Annotated in this window: 17 protein-coding genes; 11 read left to right on the top strand and 6 right to left on the bottom strand. The window is 68.2% G+C overall.

The window, feature by feature from the left end; all coding sequences use genetic code 11:
* Positions 1–76: 76 nt before the first annotated feature.
* Together QTH97_RS27045 and QTH97_RS27050 are read right to left on the bottom strand one after the other, a co-directional pair.
* Positions 77–418, bottom strand: a complete 342-nt coding sequence (locus QTH97_RS27045) for a hypothetical protein (protein ID WP_286571614.1) — start codon at positions 416–418, stop codon at positions 77–79.
* A gap of 21 nt (positions 419–439) precedes the next feature.
* The gene (locus QTH97_RS27050; protein ID WP_286571615.1) at positions 440–685 is read right to left on the bottom strand and encodes a GlsB/YeaQ/YmgE family stress response membrane protein; all 246 of its coding nucleotides are present in this window, start codon (positions 683–685) and stop codon (positions 440–442) included.
* 121 nt (positions 686–806) lie between these two features.
* Between QTH97_RS27050 and QTH97_RS27055 the strand changes: the two genes are divergently transcribed.
* Positions 807–1,436, top strand: coding sequence for a YbhB/YbcL family Raf kinase inhibitor-like protein (locus QTH97_RS27055; protein WP_286571616.1), 630 nt, complete (start codon positions 807–809; stop codon positions 1,434–1,436).
* 13 nt (positions 1,437–1,449) lie between these two features.
* On the opposite strand, the gene QTH97_RS27060 is transcribed toward QTH97_RS27055, so the two are convergent.
* Together QTH97_RS27060 and QTH97_RS27065 are read right to left on the bottom strand one after the other, a co-directional pair.
* The gene (locus tag QTH97_RS27060; protein ID WP_286571617.1) at positions 1,450–2,277 is read right to left on the bottom strand and encodes a creatininase family protein; all 828 of its coding nucleotides are present in this window, start codon (positions 2,275–2,277) and stop codon (positions 1,450–1,452) included.
* Between the two features lie 47 nt (positions 2,278–2,324).
* Entirely contained in the window at positions 2,325–3,677 is a 1,353-nt protein-coding gene (locus tag QTH97_RS27065; RefSeq protein ID WP_286571618.1) for a PQQ-dependent sugar dehydrogenase, read from the bottom strand.
* Positions 3,678–3,817: 140 nt separating this feature from the next.
* Between QTH97_RS27065 and QTH97_RS27070 the strand changes: the two genes are divergently transcribed.
* The 7 genes from QTH97_RS27070 to QTH97_RS27100 all read left to right on the top strand — a co-directional run bounded on the left by QTH97_RS27070 (position 3,818) and on the right by QTH97_RS27100 (position 12,858).
* Complete coding sequence (locus QTH97_RS27070) at positions 3,818–4,570, top strand: alanyl-tRNA editing protein (protein ID WP_286571619.1); 753 nt, start codon at positions 3,818–3,820, stop codon at positions 4,568–4,570.
* A gap of 47 nt (positions 4,571–4,617) precedes the next feature.
* Positions 4,618–6,804 (top strand): protein-disulfide reductase DsbD family protein, encoded by a 2,187-nt coding sequence (locus QTH97_RS27075; protein WP_444813476.1) that lies wholly within the window; start codon positions 4,618–4,620, stop codon positions 6,802–6,804.
* 104 nt (positions 6,805–6,908) lie between these two features.
* The gene (locus tag QTH97_RS27080) at positions 6,909–7,601 is read left to right on the top strand and encodes a redoxin domain-containing protein (protein ID WP_286571620.1); all 693 of its coding nucleotides are present in this window, start codon (positions 6,909–6,911) and stop codon (positions 7,599–7,601) included.
* A 76-nt stretch (positions 7,602–7,677) separates the two neighbouring features.
* On the top strand, positions 7,678–8,106 hold the full coding sequence (locus QTH97_RS27085; protein WP_286571621.1) for a CoA-binding protein: 429 nt from the start codon (positions 7,678–7,680) through the stop codon (positions 8,104–8,106).
* Positions 8,107–8,140: 34 nt separating this feature from the next.
* Positions 8,141–9,244: a uroporphyrinogen decarboxylase gene (hemE, locus tag QTH97_RS27090; RefSeq protein WP_286571622.1), complete on the top strand. Its 1,104-nt coding sequence runs from the start codon at positions 8,141–8,143 to the stop codon at positions 9,242–9,244.
* A gap of 370 nt (positions 9,245–9,614) precedes the next feature.
* A complete protein-coding gene (gene priA, locus QTH97_RS27095; protein WP_286571623.1) occupies positions 9,615–11,726 on the top strand; it encodes a replication restart helicase PriA in 2,112 nt (703 codons plus the stop codon).
* 436 nt (positions 11,727–12,162) lie between these two features.
* Positions 12,163–12,858, top strand: coding sequence for a hypothetical protein (locus QTH97_RS27100; protein ID WP_286571624.1), 696 nt, complete (start codon positions 12,163–12,165; stop codon positions 12,856–12,858).
* Between the two features lie 9 nt (positions 12,859–12,867).
* Here the strand turns inward: QTH97_RS27100 and QTH97_RS27105 are convergent, their stop codons facing one another.
* A complete protein-coding gene (locus tag QTH97_RS27105) occupies positions 12,868–13,878 on the bottom strand; it encodes an AEC family transporter (protein ID WP_286571626.1) in 1,011 nt (336 codons plus the stop codon).
* A gap of 132 nt (positions 13,879–14,010) precedes the next feature.
* Between QTH97_RS27105 and QTH97_RS27110 the strand changes: the two genes are divergently transcribed.
* Genes QTH97_RS27110 through QTH97_RS27120 form a run of 3 tightly spaced genes read left to right on the top strand, consistent with a single transcriptional unit; the run spans position 14,011 to position 17,713 of the window.
* Positions 14,011–16,110 (top strand): ATP-dependent helicase, encoded by a 2,100-nt coding sequence (locus QTH97_RS27110; RefSeq protein ID WP_286571627.1) that lies wholly within the window; start codon positions 14,011–14,013, stop codon positions 16,108–16,110.
* A gap of 11 nt (positions 16,111–16,121) precedes the next feature.
* Positions 16,122–16,571 (top strand): hypothetical protein, encoded by a 450-nt coding sequence (locus QTH97_RS27115; RefSeq protein WP_286571628.1) that lies wholly within the window; start codon positions 16,122–16,124, stop codon positions 16,569–16,571.
* Positions 16,568–17,713: a phospholipase A gene (locus tag QTH97_RS27120; RefSeq protein WP_286571629.1), complete on the top strand. Its 1,146-nt coding sequence runs from the start codon at positions 16,568–16,570 to the stop codon at positions 17,711–17,713. Before QTH97_RS27115 ends, QTH97_RS27120 begins: the two co-directional genes overlap by 4 nt.
* A gap of 142 nt (positions 17,714–17,855) precedes the next feature.
* Here the strand turns inward: QTH97_RS27120 and QTH97_RS27125 are convergent, their stop codons facing one another.
* The gene (locus tag QTH97_RS27125; RefSeq protein WP_286571630.1) at positions 17,856–18,200 is read right to left on the bottom strand and encodes a DUF1090 family protein; all 345 of its coding nucleotides are present in this window, start codon (positions 18,198–18,200) and stop codon (positions 17,856–17,858) included.
* Positions 18,201–18,212: the final 12 nt, after the last annotated feature.

Here is an 18,212-nt window from a genome sequence, read left to right on the forward strand (position 1 = left end):
ATCGCCTTCCGGAAATACCGCGGAGCCGGCTCCGCCGGGCCGCCGGCATGGCGCAAGCCTGGGGGTGTGCATGTCCCTACGCTTGCCATACGCCGTAACCGGCCTCTCTCAGGGCGATGCCGAGTTCGACTTCCATTTCGCGCGCAGCCTCGTACGGCATGGGGTTGTACATCTCATAGAGCGCCGGCAGCAGGCGCAACCCGTAGTCCCGCACGAAGCTGTTGGCCTGGATGCCCGCCTTGTGCTTGTCGAAGCGCACGTCCGGGTCCAGCCCGGTCATGCCCACATAGACGAACGGCATGCCGAGCCGGTAGTCAGGATTGGCCCGCCGGTAGCGCGCCACGTTCCACACGCGGTCGTCCAGCTCGACCACGTACACGTAGTGATGATGACGGCTGCGCGTCTTGCGGACCGGCATGCGGCACGCTGCCCGCCGATCTCACTTGCGCTTGATCAGCCCGTAGAGGACGAGCAGCACGATCGCGCCGACGACCGACGCGATGAATCCCGCGCCCTGGCCCGCGGTGTACCAGCCCATGGCCTGCCCGACGTAGGTCGCGATGAGCGAACCGGCAATGCCGATCAGCGTCGTGACGATGAAGCCGGCCGAGTCATCGCCGGGTTTGATGGCGCGCGCCACGAGGCCCGCGACGAAGCCGATCAGAATGGTCCAGACGATGCTCATAGGTTCCCTTTGTGGGTTGTGATCGAGTAGCAATTTCATGATAGCGGAGCCCCGCCTGCATGCCGACTGCTCCTGCTCCCGTCCTACACACATTCCGAGGCGCGCAGGCTATACCTGCGGCATGCTCGAAAAGCTCCCTGACGCCATCGGCCACGCCTTGCACGAGGTGCGCGCGGGCCTGGACGAAATCGCATTCAACACGCTGGGCCTGCGCGAGGGAATGGCCTCGATCACGGTCGCCAGCCTGGCTTTCGCCGACCACGCGCCGATCCCGCAGCGCTACACGGCCGACGGCGAGGGCATGTCGCCGCCGGTGCAATGGTTCGGCGTGCCGGCCGGCGCCGCCTCGCTGGTGCTGATGGTGGAGGACGCCGATTCGCCGACGCCGCATCCGATGGTGCACGCGATCGCCGTCGACCTGCCCGCCGCCGACGGCAGCCTGCAAGAGGCGGCATTTCCCAGCGCCGATCAGGACGGAATCGGCCTCCATGCGGGCCGCAATTCCTTCCTCCAGGTGGCCTGGATGCCGCCCGATCCGCCGCCGGGCCACGGCGTGCACCGCTACGCGTTCCAGGTTTTCGCGCTGGGCACCGCGTACGAGTTCTCCGCGACGCCGGGACGCGACGAGGTCTTCGATGCGCTGAAGGCGCACGCCATCGCGAGCGGCTTGCTGATCGGCACCTGCGAGCGGCCGGACGGCTCGATCAGGATCGAGGATGCCGCGCCCGCGGGGCCGTTGATCGCGGGCTGAGCCGGCCCGGCTGTCAGCGCAGCGGCTGCAAAGGCTCCGTGTGGGCCGTGCTCAACGGCAGGCGCGAGACTTCGGCGAGCAATGCCGCCAGTTGGGTGGCAGCGGCGTGGACCAGCGCACGCCCTTTTTCCGCCGTTGCCGCGGCGGCGTTGCCTGCGGCGCCGTCGGGGTTGTAGTCCTCCATCGCCCAGCCGAGCTTGGCGCTGCGGCCGTTGCCGAGGATGGCGTAGTCGGCGGCGCGCTGGCGCGAGGTGGAGCCGAAATCGCGCGCGGCATCCATCGCCACCCGCTCCGGCGCGAGCGCCAGCATCATCGATGTCTCCATGTCGCCCGCGTGCACGCCGAACCGATGCTCGTCGGCGCTGAACTGCGCGCCGGCATCGCCGAGCGGCAGGTTGAACCAGCTCACGCTGTAGACGATCAGGCCGTGCGCCGCACGCAGCTCGCGCGCGACGATATCCATCGCGCCGGTGTGTCCGCCGTGCGCGTTGAAGAGCACCAGCTTTCTCAGGCCCGAACGGGCCACGCCGGCGCCGATCTCGCTCCAGAGGCGGATCAGCGTCTCGGACGACAACGTCAGCGTGCCGGGAAAGCGCGCATGTTCCGGGCTCAGGCCGACCTGCTGAGTAGGCAGGAAGAGCACCGGCAGATCCGGCGCCAGCAAGGGCAGGGCTGCCGCCACGATGCCGTCGGCCAGGGTCGAATCGACGTTGAGCGGCAGATGCGGGCCGTGCTGCTCGGTGGCGCCGAGCGGCAGCACCGCGACCGTCGTCGCGGGATCGAGCGCGCCGAAATCGCGTGTCGTGAGTTGGGACCAGAAGCGGCTGGCGGGGGCTGTCATGCGGCGATCTTAGTGGTCCCGCGCCCATCGCGGCGCAGCCCGCGGAGCTACTTTCTCTTGACGCGCCAGACCGCGTTGCCCACGTCGTCCGCCACCAGCAGCGCGCCGCTCTTGTCGAGCGCCACGCCGACGGGTCGGCCCTGCGCCTTCTCGTCGGCGGTGAGGAAGCCGGTGAGGAAATCGACCGGCGGCCCGCTCGGCCGGCCGCCGATGAAGGGCACGAACACCACCTTGTAGCCCGACAGCGGCCTGCGGTTCCACGAGCCGTGCTGGCCGACGAAGGCGCCGCTCGCGAATTCGGCCGGCATGCCGCGAGCGCTGGAGAAGGCCATGCCGAGGGGCGCCACGTGGGAACCGAGTGCGTAGTCGGGCACGATCGACCGGGCCACCAGGTCGGGCCGCTGGGGATTCACGCGCGCATCGACGTGGCCGCCGTAGTAGCTCCAGGGCCAGCCGTAGAAGCCGCCTTCCTTCACGGAGGTGAGGTAGTCGGGCACGAGGTCGCTGCCGATCTCGTCGCGTTCGTTCACGACCGTCCAGAGCACGTTGGTATCGGGCTCCCAGCCCATGCCGTTCGGGTTGCGCAGGCCGCCGGCGTAGATCCTTTTCGCGCCCGTGGCGACGTCCACTTCCCAGATCGCCGCGCGCCCCTCCTCCGCCGGGAGCCCGTTCTCGCCCACGTTGCTGTTGGAGCCGACCGTCACATAGAGCTTGGTGCCCTCGCGGTTGGCAATGACGTTCTTGGTCCAATGGTGGTTGATGCCGGCGGGCAGGTCGGTCACCTTCGTGGGCGCGGCGGTGATGGCGGTCTGGCCGGCCGCATAGGGCACCTTGACCAGCGCGTCGGCGTTGGCGATGAACAGCTCATTGCCGACCAGCACGACGCCGAAGGGCGAATTCAGGTTCTGCATGAACACCTGGCGCACCTCGGCGACGCCGTCGCCGTCGGTATCGCGCAGCAAGGTGATGCGGTTGGGGCTCGGCACCTGGGCGCCGGCGCGCTTCATGACCGCGCCCATCACCATCGAGCGGACCCGCGCATAGAGTCCGTCGCCGCCGTCCTTGGCGCCTTCGGGCTTGGGCGGCTTGTTGCTCTCGACGACCAGCAGGTCGCCGTTGGGCAGCACGTACACCCAGCGCGGATGGTCCAGGCCCCGCGCCAGCGCCGTCACCGTGAAGCCCTCGGGCGCGCTCGGCCCGGCGGTATCGGTCCAGCCGACGGCGGGCGCGATGTTCACCGTGGGAATCAGCGTCTTGTTGGGCGTGGGCAGTTGCGGCGTGGGGCCGATGCCGGCCTCGGGCGGCAGCCGGGCAGTCTCTCCGCAGGCGGCGAGCAGCACGGCGGCGGCCAACGAAGCGAGCAGTGCGGCGCGGCACGGGATGCGGATGGGGGGTCTCATGGTCCAGGTCCTTCCATGGCGGGGCGCGCATGGGATGCGCGCTTCAAACGATGATCGGGCCGCACCGGCCCCGGCTGTCGGCTGTGGGCGCTTTCTGGCGTGGGCGCACCCCGGTGTGGCGTCGCCGCTACCATCGGGCGATGACCGACGACCTGTTCCGTTCCGACGCCTATCTGCGCGAGTGCGAGGCCCGCATCGTGCGCATCCACGAGGACGGCATCGTGCTGGACCGCACCGTGTTCTACCCGCTGGGCGGCGGCCAGGCCGGGGACAGCGGCTGGTTGGTGCTCGCCGACGGGCGCGAGATCGCCATCGCCGACACCCGAAAGTCCAAGGATGCCGAGGGCAAGCCGACCGACGACATCCTTCATGTCCCGGCGCCGGAGCAAGCCGGGTTGCCGAGCGCGCTCGAGCCGGGCGATGGCGTGACCGCGCGCATCGACTGGGAGCGCCGCCACAAGCTGATGCGCTTCCATACGGCCACCCACCTGCTGTGCCATCTGGTGCCGCAGCCGGTCAATGGCTGCTCGATCACGCCCGAGTACGCGCGGCTCGACTTCCACATGACCGACCCGCTGGACAAGGAAGCGCTCACGGCCGGCCTGATCCGTCTGGTGGAGGCGGGCATTCCGCTGACCGTGGGCGCCATCACCGACGCCGAACTCGACGCCAACCCGGCGCTGGTCAAGAGCATGAGCGTTCAGCCGCCGCGCGGCACGGGCACCGTGCGCACGATCCGCATCGGCAGCGATGGCGAATCGATCGATTTCCAGCCCTGTGGCGGCACGCACGTGGCGAACACGCGCGAGATCGGCACGGTCGTGGTGACCAAGATCGAGAAGAAGAGCGCCAACAGCCGCCGCGTGGTGCTCGGATGGGCCCCTGCGCAATGAGGGGAGGCTGGAACTTCACCCGGCCCGGCCCGCTCCGACAGACCGGCATGGCACTTTTCTCCCCTCTTCGTCTCGCGGGCCTTCTGCTCGCCACCCTCGCAGCCTGCATGCCGGCTGCGGCGCAGTTGTCCTCCCGCATCGGGCCGGTGGTCACGACCCCGCACGTGCGGGCCGAACTCCTCGCCCATGCGCCGGACGGCGTCTCCCCCGGCGCCCCGGTCTGGGTCGGCTTGCGGATCGCGCACCAGCCCGAGTGGCATACCTACTGGAAGAACGCTGGCGACTCCGGCCTGCCGACCGAGCTCGCCTGGTCGCTGCCGGCGGGCGTATCGAACGGCGACATCGCGTGGCCGGTGCCGAGGAAGATCCCGATCGGCAATCTCGCCAACTATGGCTACGAGGGCACGGTGCTGCTGCCGGTGCCGCTCACCATCGCGCCGGACTTCAAGCCCCCCACCTCCCTGACGGGCGCGGCCGAACTCGACGTGCGGCTGAAGGCCTCCTGGCTGGTCTGCCGCAAGGAGTGCATCCCCGAGGAAGGCGAGTTCCAGCTCAAGCTGCCGCTGCAGGGCTCGACCGCGCTGCACAAGGCCGAGTTCGATGCGGCCCTGGCCGCGCAGCCCGCGCCGCTCGGCAAGCCCGGCGAGATCGCTATCGCAGGCGACAAGCTGCAGATCCGCCTCGACGGGCTGCCGTCATCGGCTCGTGGCAAGACGCTGGAGTTCTTCCCCGAAACGCCGGAGGTGGTCCACACCGCCGCCGTGCTCGGGAAGGACTGGACGCAATCCTGGCAAGGCGACGCCTGGACCGCGACCGTGCCGCTCGCCGGCCAGCGCAGCGCCAGTCCCTCGGTGATGCCGGTGGTCGTCGCGCTGGCGGAAGCGGACAGGCAAGCCGGCCAGCCCATCGCCTGGCGCGCCGAGCCGCCGGTCAGCGGTACGTGGCCGACCGTGGCGCCGCGGGCGCAGGTGTCGCCGGCGCTGCAGGCCGCGCTCGCAGCCAACACCGCTGCCCCACCGCCGCTGACCCAGCCCACCGGCACCTTGGTCGCAGCCTTGCTGGGCGCCCTGATCGGCGGCCTGCTGCTGAACCTGATGCCCTGCGTGTTTCCGGTGCTGGCGATCAAGGTGCTCAGTTTCACCCGGCATGCCGAGGACCGGCGCGGCCACCGCCTGGCCGCGATGGCCTACACAGGCGGCGTCATCCTTTCCTGCCTGGGGCTGGGCGGCGCCATGCTCGCGCTGCGCGCGGCGGGCGCCCAGCTCGGCTGGGGCTTTCAGCTCCAGTCCCCTGCGGTGGTTGCGGTACTGGCCGGCCTGTTCACGCTGATCGGGCTGAACCTGGCCGGCGTCTTCGAATTCGGCAACGTGGCGCCGGCCTCGCTCTGCGGCGTCCAGGCCCGGCATCCGGTGGCGAACGACTTTCTTTCGGGGGTGCTCGCCGTCGTCATCGCGTCACCCTGCACCGCGCCGTTCATGGGCGCGTCGCTGGGTTTCGCGATCGGGCTGCCTGCCGCGCAGGCACTGCTGATGTTCGCGGTGCTCGGCCTGGGGCTGGCGCTTCCCTATCTGGCGGCGGGGTTCGTTCCGGCCGTCGCGCGACTGCTGCCCAAGCCCGGCCCGTGGATGAACACCCTGCGCCGCCTGCTGGCCTTCCCCATGTTCGCTACGGTCGCGTGGCTGGTCTGGGTGCTGGGCCAGCAAAGCGGCATCGACGGGGCCGGTGCGCTGCTGGCCCTGCTGGTGTGTCTGGCGGCCATCGTCTGGGCGCTGACCTTGCGTGGTCGCACCCGCATCGTGCTGACGGGCCTGACGCTCGCGACCACGGCGGCGTTGGCCGGCGCGATTGGCGGCAATGTGGTCCGGCCCGCGGAGCCCGTGGCGACTGCATCGGGCGAACGCTGGCAACCCTGGTCCGCCGCTCGTGCGAGCGAACTCACGGCGGCTGGCCGTCCGGTGTTCGTGGACTTTACGGCTGCCTGGTGTGTAACTTGCCAATACAACAAGAGAAGCACGCTCGCCGACGCCGAGCTGTTGTCCGATTTCGATGCCAGGAACGTCGCGATGCTCCGCGCCGACTGGACGCGAAGGGACCCTGAAATCACGGCGGCCCTGACGGCACTAGGCCGCAGCGGCGTTCCGGTGTACGTGCTGCAAGCCCCCGGCAAGGCGCCGGTCGTGCTGACCGAAATACTCAGCAAGGACGAGGTGCGCGCAGCGCTCGCCGACCTTTGACAATCATTGACCTTGACACGGGTACGGGTTGTCACAAGCGGATGAAGAAACCGTTCTAAGCTGCAGTGGTTATTGAGATTTATCCACTGGAGGTCAAGCCGACCATGTCTTCATCGTCATCTTCCGAGTCGCGTTCCTACCGTGCTGCGCGCAATGCCCGCGCAGCGCTCGACAGGGCTTCGCGCCGGGCGGTCATGACGGCCGCAGTGGCACTGGGTGCCACGTTCCTGATCAATTCCCAAGCCCTCGCCGCACCGGCCGTTGGCCAGCCGGCGCCGGATTTCATCGGCGTCGACACCGCCGGCAAGCAGCACCGTCTTTCCGATTTCGCCGGTAAGTTCGTGGTGCTCGAATGGACCAACCCGGGCTGCCCGTTCGTGCGCAAGCACTACGGCAGCGGCAACATGCCCGCCACCCAGAAAGCCGCCACGGCAAAGGGCGTGGTCTGGCTCGCCATCAACTCCACCGAGCGCGCCGCCAGCGACTATCTGAAGCCCCCAGCTCTCGACGCCTGGATGAAGGACCAGTCCGCCGCCCCGACGGCCGTACTCATGGACGAGGACGGCGTGATCGGCCGGACCTACGGCGCGCGCACCACCCCGCACATCTTCATCGTCGACCCCAAGGGAACGCTGGTCTATGCGGGCGGGATCGACAGCATCCCCTCGTCGCGCGCCGAGGACATCAAGACCGCCACCAACTACGTGAACCAGGCGCTGGGCGAAGCCTTCGACGGCAAGGCGATCAGCGCCGCCGCCACCCGGCCCTACGGCTGCTCGATCAAGTACAAGACTTGAGCCTGTCGGCCGCCGGCCTACCCGCGTAGGACACCGGCGGCTGGCGCTGCGCGATGGGCCGGCCACCATGGGACACATGGACAACACCGCCAACCCCACGGCCCTCAACGCCGAAATCGCCCCCCTGCTGAAGCGGACCCGCACGATCGCGGTCGTCGGCCTGTCACCGAAACCGCACCGCACGAGCCACGGGGTGGCCCAGTACATGAAGTCGGCCGGCTACCGGATCATTCCGGTGAATCCGAACGCCAGCGAAGTCTTCGGCGAGAAGGCGTACCCGACGCTCACCGCGGCGGCCGAGGTCGAGCAGATCGACCTGATCGACGTGTTCCGCAATGCCGAGGACGTGCCGCCCGTGATCGACGAAGCCATTGCCATCGGCGCGCCGGCTGTCTGGCTGCAGCTCGGCATCCGCCATGAAGCCGCAGCCGCCAAGGCGCGCGCGGCGGGGCTAGAGGTGGTGCAGGACCGCTGCATCATGGTGGAGCACAGCAGGCTCTTCTAGCGAGGGAGAAAGGCTGCCCTGCGACAATCGCGGGATGCCTTTCGCCCCCCTGAAGAACGACACCTTCCTGCGCGCCTGCTGGCGTCAGGCCACCGACCACACCCCCGTCTGGCTCATGCGCCAGGCCGGGCGCTACCTGCCTGAATACGTGGCCACGCGCGCCAAGGCCGGCAGCTTCATGGGCCTGGCCACGAACACCGACTACGCGACCGAGGTGACGCTGCAACCGCTGGAGCGCTACCCGCTGGACGCAGCGATCCTGTTCTCCGACATCCTGACCGTGCCGGACGCGATGGGCCTGGGCCTCTCGTTCGAAGCCGGCGAAGGCCCCCGCTTTGCGCGACCGGTGCGCGACGAGGCGTCGGTCGGCGCGCTGGCGGTGCCCGACATGGACAAGCTCCGCTACGTCTTCGACGCCGTCGCGTCGATCCGGCGCGCGCTGGACGGCCGGGTGCCGCTGATCGGGTTTTCGGGCAGTCCCTGGACGCTCGCCTGCTACATGGTCGAAGGCGCCGGATCGAGCGACTACCGGCGGGTCAAGACGCTGCTCTACAGCCGCCCGGACCTGATGCACCGGTTGCTGGCCGTGAATGCCGATTCGGTCGCCGCCTACCTCAATGCCCAGATCGACGCCGGCGCGCAGGCCGTGATGGTGTTCGACAGCTGGGGCGGCGTGCTGGCCGATGGCGCCTTCCAGGAATTCAGCCTCGCCTACACCGCGCGCGTGCTCTCGCAACTGAAGCGCGAAGGCGCCGACGGGCTCCCGGTACCGCGCATCGTGTTCACGAAGGGCGGCGGGCTCTGGCTGCAGGACATGCGCGCGCTCGACTGCGAAGTGCTGGGATTGGACTGGACCGTCAACCTCGGCAAGGCGCGTTCACTCGTGGGCGAGGGGCCGTCCGGCAAGGCCCTGCAAGGAAATATCGATCCCAACGTCCTGTTCGCACAGCCCGCGCAGATCGAAGCCGAAGTGGGGAAGGTGCTGCAGAGCTTCGGCCGGCCGCACACCGATCGCGCCACGAGCGGGCCGACGCACATCTTCAACCTGGGCCACGGCATCAGCCAGTTCACGCCGCCCGAGCACGTCGCTGCCCTCGTTGCAGCGGTGCACGCCCAGTCCCGCGCCCTGCGTGCATGAGCGTATTGTTATCACTTGTAAGCAACGAGAACGAGTCCCGGGCGTTTGTCAAGGACGAAAAGCGTGAGGAGGGACTGACTTATGCACAAAACCCCTGTTGCGGTGCGCAAAACTATATTTTGCCCATGCACCCCTGCTCCTAAAGCGATAGCGAAGCTAAGTCATTGATTTACATAGGTTTCGAACTTTGCTTTTTTTGCGTGCATTCCAGCCGAAGCCTTGATTTTCAAGGGCTCGCGGCGAGTCAAGCCCCGATATCAACAAAGTTATCCACAGAAAAACTGGATGGCCTGCAAAGCGCAGACAAATCAACAACTTAGGTCGTTTTGCTCAAAGTCGCTTTAACAAACGCCCGTAGCGGGAGTCAGCTTTGAAATGGCGTGTGGACGTCGCGGTCCAGACCCCCGCGCACAGCGCATTAGGGGATGTCCTTAGCTACGCAAGTGTTGTGCCGATGCTTCCCGGGGCCCTCGTGCGGGTGCCGCTGGGCCGTCGCGAGGTTCTGGGCGTCGTCTGGGCGGTGCATCTGGACGAGGACGAGGCAGAGACGGCCATCGAACTCAAGCCCGTAGGCGCGCTGCTGGACGGGCTCCCGCCGCTGGGTGACGCCTGGCGCGATCTGGTCGCCTTCGCGGCACGCTATTACCAGCGCTCGCTGGGGGAAATCGCGCTCGCCGCCCTGCCGCCGCAGCTTCGGGACCTGACGACCGTGCAACTCGCCCGGCGGCTCAAGCGCCAGGCGGCTGCGGGTACGCCGGAGGCCACGGGCGAGGTCCCTCACCCCGTGGCGCTCACCGACGAGCAAATCCAGGCGCTGGCCCGCTTCGATGCGGAACCCGGCCCTTTCCTGCTGTTCGGCAGCACGGGCAGCGGCAAGACCGAGGTCTACCTGCGCGCCGTCGCCGCATTGCTGGAGCGCGACCCGAGCGCCCAGGCGCTGGTGATGGTGCCGGAGATCAACCTCACCCCACAGCTCGAAGCGCGCTTCAAGGAGCGCTTCGACGGCCGCTTCGGCGCCGCAGCGGTGGTGTCGCTGCACAGCGGCATGACGAATCCGCAACGACTCGCCAGCTGGCTCGCGGCGCACAGCGGCACGGCGCGCATCGTGCTCGGCACGCGCATGGCCGTGTTCGCGTCAATGCCGGGCCTGAAGCTGATCGTGGTCGACGAGGAGCACGACCCGAGCTACAAGCAACAGGAAGGCGCACGCTATTCGGCGCGCGACCTCGCGGTATGGCGCGGCCAGCGCGAAGGCGCCAAGGTGATGCTCGGGTCGGCCACCCCGTCGCTGGAGAGCTGGCACCAGAGCCGTCCGGCGCAAGGCGAGGATGCGGGAGGCCGCTACATCCGGCTGGCGATGCCATCGCGCATTGGCGCGAGCACGCTGCCGGCGGTGCGGCTGGTCGACATGAACCTGCAGCCGCCCCGGACGGTGCTGTCGGGCGCACTGCTGGACGCGATCGGCCAGCGGATCGCCCGCGGCGAGCAGAGCATGGTGTTCCTGAACCGCCGGGGCTACGCGCCGGTGCTGGCCTGCGGCGATTGCGGCTGGAAGAGCGAATGCCCGCACTGCAGCGCCTACCGGGTCTTCCACAAGATCGACCGCACGCTGCGTTGCCACCACTGCGGGTTCACCGAGCGGGTGCCGCGCGCCTGCCCGGCCTGCGGCAACCTCGACATCGCACCGGTCGGCCGAGGCACCGAGCGGCTCGAAGAGCATCTGGGCGAGCTGTTCGCCGCGGTCAAGCGGCCGGACGGCAGCGAGGTTCGTATCGCGCGCATCGACGCGGACAGCACGCGCAAGCAGGGCGCGCTCGAATCCCAGCTTGCCGCCGTGCATTCCGGCGAGGTCGACGTGCTGGTCGGCACCCAGATGATCGCCAAGGGCCACGATTTCCGGCGCATCACGCTGGTGGCGGCCATCAACCCCGATGGGGCGCTGTTTTCAAGCGACTTCCGGGCGCCCGAGCGTTTGTTCAGCCTGCTCATGCAATCGGCCGGGCGCGCGGGCCGCGATGCGGCGTACCTGTCATCGCAGGGTGCTACAGCGGAGATGTGGATCCAGACCCATCATCCGCAACACCCGCTTTTCGCGGCGCTGCGCCGGCATGACTATCCGGCTTTCGCGCAACAGGAGCTGGACGATCGTGCGGCTGCGGGCATGCCGCCCTTCGCCTTCCAGGCGCTGCTGCGCGCCGATGCCCGGACCCAGGATGCGGCCCAGGCCTTCCTGAACGCTGCGAGCGTGTCAGCCGACGCGCTGGAGGCTGCCGACCGGGTCACGCGCTATCCGGCCGTTCCGCTGGCGATCCAGCGCGTGGCGAATGTGGAGCGGGCGCAGATGTTGATTGAAAGCGCATCGCGCGCGGCGCTTCAGCGCGTCCTCGCCGGCTGGCAGCCCCTGCTGCACGAACTCCGGCGTGCGCCCGAAGGCAAGGGAGTGATTCGCTGGCTGGTCGACGTGGACCCGCACAGCATCTGAGCGCTGCTGGCCGGCGGCTCAGCGCAGGCTGACGGGCGCCTTCCCCATCTCGACGTATTGGAGGGACGAACGCCGTCGTCGACTTGCCGGGCCAGGCCAGATCAAAAGAACAAGGCTCAGCAGCCCCACCGCCAGCGCACTTCCCACGCCGAGGGCTCCCACATGCCAAAGCCAGAAGGCGCTGGCGAGCCAAACCACCCACAGGACCCCGCGCAACCATGTCGTCATGCCAACTCTCCCGATTCAGGGATTCACTTTATCAGCGCTTGTGTGAACCTAAGCACTAACTAAAAGCAATAGTTAGCACTATCGCTTTCTTTCTGGGAACCGGCTGTAGGAAATACTCTGAAACAACAGTTGACGTCGGCCCGACACGCCGTTCAATCTCCGAGAAGGCGGGATTTACACCGAAATCTCGCGATAAGGGGGAAACAAAGTGAAAACGTCGCTCGGGGTCGTCTGGAGTCTTTCGTTCGCCTGCATGGCGTTGGGCGCGAATGCGGCCGAGCTGGAACTCGAGGGCAGCCGCCTCGTGGTCAGCGGCATGCTGGACGGCACCGCCATCAAGGCGTTCGAAGAGCACCTGTTCAGCGGCAAGGTCCGGACCGTGGTGTTCGAGAACTCGCTCGGCGGAACGCCCGATGTGGCACGCGAGTTCGCTCAGGCGATACGGGCCACGGGCGTCAACACCGAAGCCAAGGGGCAGTGCCACGCCGCCTGCGCCTACGCCTTCCTGGCGGGCAAGGAGCATCGCTTCGGGCGCGGATTCCAGGTCAACGGCCTGCTGATCCCGGTATCGCAGCGGCCGCGGCCGGCCGATCTGGTCAGCCGCTGGAGCGGAGAGGATGGCTTGAAGACCCTGGCCGAGTTCGCAGGGCCCGCGGACGATGCCCCGGCAGCCGCCGAGCCCCCTGCACCCGTGGCGGCCGCGACGCCAGCCGCTGCCATGCCAGCCCCAATCCTCAAGGAGCGCTGGCAGCCCAGCCAGGGCGTGCTGTTCACCTCGACCCCCACGCTCTTCGGCCGCGTCTACAACACCTTCTATTGCGACGGCACGCAAGGCCGCGACATGTCCCGCTGCGAATTGCTGTCGGACGCCGACCCTTACAAGCTCGGCGTGCTGACGCCGTAGCGCCCGGCGCTACCGCAGCCAGCCCACCGCCAGCGGAAAGCTGAAGAAGGCCGCGACGGTCGTCCACAGAATGACGCGGGCCACCCGCCCGTTGTCGGCACCGAAGCGCTCGGCCAGCATCGACACATTGCTCGCGCTGGGCAGCGCGGCGACCAGCACGATGGTGACCAGGGCCTGTCGCTCCAGCTGCAGCCCGAGCGCCATCGCTCCCATCGCGATGCCGTAGACCACCAGGGGATGCGCCACCAGCTTGATCGCGACCACCGGCAGCACGTCGCGCAACGGCGCTTGCCGGGTCGGCGGGGTTGCGCCGCCCATGGCCTCGGCGACCACCGCGCTGGCGCGATGCTCGCGCGCCAGCAAGGCCGAGCGCGCCAGCACCGCGCCGATGGTGAACAAGGCCACCGGCGATGCGGCCTCGGCCAGCATCGAGACCGTGCGGTCCACCGGCCCCGGCAGCGAGAGCCGGCTCGCGGACGCCGCAGCGCCCAGCAGGATGGCCCAGGGCATCGGGTTCTGCACGATGCCGCGCAGCGCCTGACGCACGGCCTTGGCTGCGCCATGCTCGTCCGCGCCGTCGAGGCGCGACAGGAAGATGCACAGCGACGACGTCACGATCATGTCGAACGCGATGCTGATGATCGTCGGCGAGGCCGCCTGCGCGCCGAGGATCGCCACCAGCAAGGGCACGCCCATGAAGCCCGTGTTCGGAAAAGCCGCCACCAGCGCGCCGAAGGCCGCGTCGTTCCAGCCGATGCGCTCGTTGCGGCTCAGCGCCACCGTGGCCCCGACGACGATCAGCGCACTGACGCCCCAGATCAGCGCGACGGCGCCATCCAGCAACTGGTCGATCGGCGCGCCCGCGCCGAAGCGGAACAGCATGCAAGGCAGCGCGAAGTACAGCACGAAGGCGTTGAGCCCCGGAATCGCCGCCAGGGGCAGCACGCCGCTGCGAGCGGCGGCATAGCCTGCGGCGATCAGCGCGAAGAAAGGGACGGTGACAAGAAATATCTGGAGCACGCGGCGATTGTGCTTGGGCGCGCCACAGCGACGAACCGATCGACTTCGGCGCTGCCCTAGCACATCGGCGGGCCTCGGCAGGCGCAAGGTGCCCCGTATCATTGCCCGCTTTTGCGCCTGTCTCCCCATTCAATGTCTTCCGGTCTCAATCTAGCGCAGCAAGAAGCCGTCAACTACATGCACGGACCCTGTCTCGTTCTCGCGGGCGCGGGCTCCGGCAAGACCCGGGTGATCACCCAGAAGGTCGCGCGCCTGATCCAGGCCGGACTGGAGCCCCAGCGCATCGCCGCCATCACCTTCACGAACAAGGCCGCGTCCGAAATGCGCGAGCGGGCCAAGGGCCTGATCGGGCGCGATGCCAAGAAAGTGGTGGTCTGCACCTTCCACGCGCTCGGCGTGCGCATGATGCGCGAGGACGGCGCCGTGCTGGGCCTGAAGCCGGCCTTCAGCATTCTCGATGCCGACGACGTGACCAAGATCCTGAAGGATGCGGGCGGCACCACCGACGCCGCCACCGCGCGCATCTGGCAGTGGACCATCAGCAAGTGGAAGAACATGGGCCTGAACGCCGCGCAGGCCGAAGCGCAGGCCACCGACGACAACGAGCGCATCACCGCCCGCATCATGGCCCGCTACGAAGAGCGCCTGGTGGCCTACCAGAGCGTGGACTTCGACGACCTGATCGGCATGCCGCTCAAGCTGCTGCGCGACTTCGACGAAGTGCGCAGCAAATGGCAGGCCGCGCTGGGCCATGTGCTGGTCGACGAATACCAGGACACCAACGCCACCCAGTACGAGGTGCTGAAGGCCCTGGTCGGCGAACGCGGCCGCTTCACCGCCGTGGGCGACGATGACCAGTCGATCTACGGCTGGCGCGGCGCCACGCTCGACAACCTGCGCAAGCTGCCGATCGACTTTCCGAACCTCAAGGTCATCAAGCTGGAGCAGAACTACCGCAGCACGAGCGCCATCCTGCGCGCCGCCAACAACGTGATCGGCCCCAACCCCAAGCTGTTTCCGAAGACGCTGTTCAGCGAACTCGGCGAAGGCGAGCCGGTGCGCATCGTCGACGCCGACAACGAGGCGCACGAGGCCGAGCGCACCGTCGCGCGCATCCAGAGCCTGCGCGCCGGCGATGCGACCTCGCAAGGCCCTCAGTTCAAGGAGTTCCGCGATTTCGCGATCCTCTACCGCGCCAACCACCAGGCGCGCGTGTTCGAGCAGGCGCTGCGCAAGGCGCAGATCCCGTACAAGGTCTCGGGCGGCCAGAGCTTCTTCGACCGCGCCGAGATCAAGGACCTGTGCGGCTGGTTCCGGCTGTGGGTCAACAACGACGACGACCCGGCGTTCCTGCGCGCCGTGACGACGCCCAAGCGCGGCATCGGCCACACCACCCTGGCCAGCCTCGGCACTTTCGCGAGCCAGTACAAGCTCAGCCTCTTCGAGGCCCTGTTCAGCCCCTCGCTACCGAGCGTGATGCCCAAGCGCGCGCTGGAAGGCCTGCACGAGTTCGGCCGATACATCAACGACCTGGAATACCGGGCCCGCCGCACGATCGGCGCCGAGGACGCGCGTGCGTTCCTGGCCGAGTGGCTCAAGGAAATCGACTACGAGAAGCACCTCTACGACGGCGAGGACAGCGAGCAGGCCGCCGCGAGCCGGTGGACCAACGTCATGGAGTTCTGCGACTGGATGTCGCAGCGCTGCGGCGGGCAGATCGACGATGCGTCGGGCGCCACCGTCGAGAACGAGCGCAAGAGCCTGCTCGAAGTCGCGCAGACCATCTCGCTGCTGTCCACCATCAGCGAGCGCGAGCAGGACCAGAACGTGGTCACGCTGTCGACGCTGCACGCGTCCAAGGGCCTGGAGTGGCCGCACGTGATGCTCGTCGGCGTGACCGAGGGCCTGCTCCCCTTCAAGCTCGACGACGACGAAGGCCGGCAGGAAAAGGTCAGCGAGAACACGCTGGAACGGCTGCAGGAGGAACGCCGGCTCATGTACGTGGGGATCACGCGCGCCCAGCGCAGCCTGGCCGTGAGCTGGACCAAGCGCCGCAAGAAAGGCCGCGAAATGGTCGCGGCCCAGCCGAGCCGCTTCATCGCCGAAATGGCGCTCGACAAGAAAACCATGAAGGAGGACCCGCGCGAGAAGCTCAAGGCGCTGCGCGCGGAGTTTGCCAAGAAGGCGCAGGACAACGCCGCCGCTGCCGCAGCGGCCGCCTCGGCGCCATGAGGTGCGCGCTCATGGCCTGCCTGGCCGCAGTCTGCGTCGCCTGCGCCGCGGCGCCGGGCGGGCCGGAGGCACCGGCAGCGGCAACCTGCCCCTCTCGCGGGACCGAGGTGCCGCTCCAAGCGCTGTTCGGCACCTGGGAAGCGCGCATCGACGGACAGAAGGGCGCTGCAATTGTCAAGCTCAGTCAACATCCGGACTACGCCGGGGTGCGCGGCACAATCGCCCGAGGCGGCGATGGCACCCCCGCCACGGTCGCCCAACTGGCGGGCGATATCGACGACGAGGGCATGCTGAGCCTGGACGAATCGCTCGACGGCCGCGCCATCAGCGGCGTCTGGCTCGGCGAATTGCAGGCTTCGTCGTGCGGCAAGGAGTGGAAAGGCGTCTGGCGGGACGCCGCGAGCGACAGCACGCATCCCTTCGTCCTGAGCAAGATTGGCAATTCGGTAACTGATCGATGAATAGACAGACTCTTTTCTTCACCGCTCTTTTCACCGGGATCGGCGCCGCCACGGGCGCGCAGGCGCAGGCCGTGGACAAGCCGCCCAGCCCCCTGGCCGAATCGGAACTGACCTGGCAGCAGTGCCAAAAGCTCGCCGGAAACGCCAACAGCGAAGCGCGGCTCGCCTGCTTCGACCGCTGGGCGCAGCAGCAGACCTTGCCCGCCGCAGCAGTTCCGGCCGCGCCGCCGGTGCTCGCCGAAACCCTCCCGCCCGTGAACGCCGAGATACCAGCCACGCGCGTGGTCACCGTCGCCACCACGGACGGGTGCCGCGACCGGCAGTATTCGCATCTGTCGCGCTTCTGGGAACTCGAAGCCGGCAGCAGTTGCGGCACCTTCGGCTTTCGCGGCTACCGCCCTCTCAGCGTCGGCCTCGGCGTCGCGGCGCACGATCCCCAGACTGCGATGTCGCCGGCGCCCGGCCGCAACGGCGTCGACCGGCCCTATCAGGCCCAGGACATGCGCATCGGCCTGTCGGTGCGTACCAAGCTCGCGCAGGGGATGCTCACCGGGGACGACCCGATCAAGAAGGACGGCCTCTGGTTCGCGTACTCGCAGGCGTCCACCTGGCAGGTGTTCAACGAAGACCTCTCCCGGCCTTTCCGCACCACCGACCACGAGCCGGAACTCATCTACAGCTATCCGACCGACTATCAGCTCCCGGGCGGCTGGCGCGTGCGCTACACCGGCATCGGGCTGGCGCACCAGTCCAACGGCCAGGACCTGCCTTATTCGCGCAGTTGGAACCGCGTCTACCTGATGGGCGGCATGGAACTGAGCGACACGTTCGTCGTCACCGCGCGCGTCTGGAAGCGCATCTCCGAGAACGGGGCCGACGACGACAACCCCGACATCACCAAATACCTGGGCAATGCCGACATCCGGGCCGCCTGGCAGGTCGACCGCTTGAACCAGGTCGCGATTTCGGCGCACGGCGGCAAGGGGGCCGTGCGGCTCGAATGGCTGAAGGTGATCGGCGACCCGGTCAAGAGCAACCTGCGCTTCCAGGCACAGCTCTTCTACGGCTACGGGGACACGCTGATCGACTACAACCGCAAGCGCACAGTATTCAACATCGGGCTCGCGCTGGTGGACTTCTAGCGAACCCCCCAGCTTCGCGCACTTCGTGCCGCTTCGCCTACCCCCTTGCAGGGGGCGCTGCCGGCGGCCCGGCGGAGCCGGTTCCGCGGCAGCTCGCGCGGTGCGGGCCCGTGCGGTACGGGGGAGGCTCGCAGACGGGCGGCTACTTCTTCTTTTCGGCTAGCAGGTTGCGCAGGTCTTCCTCGGCGCGGTCGAGATCGATTCGAAGCTGCATGACGGTGTTCTTCTGGCGCATGACGCGGGCTTCGTGCGTCTCCTTCTTGGCGGCTTCCTCGCAACGGGCTTGCAAGGCGTGCAGGTTCTCCTCGATCTGCCGACGGCGCAGCATCTGGCCCCTGGAGCGGGCCGCGCGCATGTCCTTTTCCAGCGCGGCCTGCTGCGCGTAGCAATCGGCGTCGGTCTTCGTGGGCGCCGGCTGGGCGAAAGCCGGCGTGGCGCAGAACAAGGCGATCGCAACGGGGCCAATACACAAGTAGGAAGTACGCATGGGGCGGCACCA

The sequence above is a fragment of the Variovorax gracilis genome (genome assembly GCF_030317115.1).
In the GTDB taxonomy this organism is placed as follows: domain Bacteria; phylum Pseudomonadota; class Gammaproteobacteria; order Burkholderiales; family Burkholderiaceae_C; genus Variovorax; species Variovorax gracilis.

Excerpts from the sequence above, each read along its gene's own strand:
- QTH97_RS27045 (WP_286571614.1), bottom strand. The coding sequence starts at position 418 with ATGCCGGTCCGCAAGACGCGCAGCCGTCATCATCACTACGTGTACGTG.
- QTH97_RS27050 (WP_286571615.1), bottom strand. The coding sequence starts at position 685 with ATGAGCATCGTCTGGACCATTCTGATCGGCTTCGTCGCGGGCCTCGTG.
- QTH97_RS27055 (WP_286571616.1), top strand. The coding sequence starts at position 807 with ATGCTCGAAAAGCTCCCTGACGCCATCGGCCACGCCTTGCACGAGGTG.
- QTH97_RS27060 (WP_286571617.1), bottom strand. The coding sequence starts at position 2,277 with ATGACAGCCCCCGCCAGCCGCTTCTGGTCCCAACTCACGACACGCGAT.
- QTH97_RS27065 (WP_286571618.1), bottom strand. The coding sequence starts at position 3,677 with ATGAGACCCCCCATCCGCATCCCGTGCCGCGCCGCACTGCTCGCTTCG.
- QTH97_RS27070 (WP_286571619.1), top strand. The coding sequence starts at position 3,818 with ATGACCGACGACCTGTTCCGTTCCGACGCCTATCTGCGCGAGTGCGAG.
- QTH97_RS27075 (WP_444813476.1), top strand. The coding sequence starts at position 4,618 with ATGGCACTTTTCTCCCCTCTTCGTCTCGCGGGCCTTCTGCTCGCCACC.
- QTH97_RS27080 (WP_286571620.1), top strand. The coding sequence starts at position 6,909 with ATGTCTTCATCGTCATCTTCCGAGTCGCGTTCCTACCGTGCTGCGCGC.
- QTH97_RS27085 (WP_286571621.1), top strand. The coding sequence starts at position 7,678 with ATGGACAACACCGCCAACCCCACGGCCCTCAACGCCGAAATCGCCCCC.
- hemE (WP_286571622.1), top strand. The coding sequence starts at position 8,141 with ATGCCTTTCGCCCCCCTGAAGAACGACACCTTCCTGCGCGCCTGCTGG.
- QTH97_RS27110 (WP_286571627.1), top strand. The coding sequence starts at position 14,011 with ATGTCTTCCGGTCTCAATCTAGCGCAGCAAGAAGCCGTCAACTACATG.
- QTH97_RS27115 (WP_286571628.1), top strand. The coding sequence starts at position 16,122 with ATGGCCTGCCTGGCCGCAGTCTGCGTCGCCTGCGCCGCGGCGCCGGGC.
- QTH97_RS27120 (WP_286571629.1), top strand. The coding sequence starts at position 16,568 with ATGAATAGACAGACTCTTTTCTTCACCGCTCTTTTCACCGGGATCGGC.
- QTH97_RS27125 (WP_286571630.1), bottom strand. The coding sequence starts at position 18,200 with ATGCGTACTTCCTACTTGTGTATTGGCCCCGTTGCGATCGCCTTGTTC.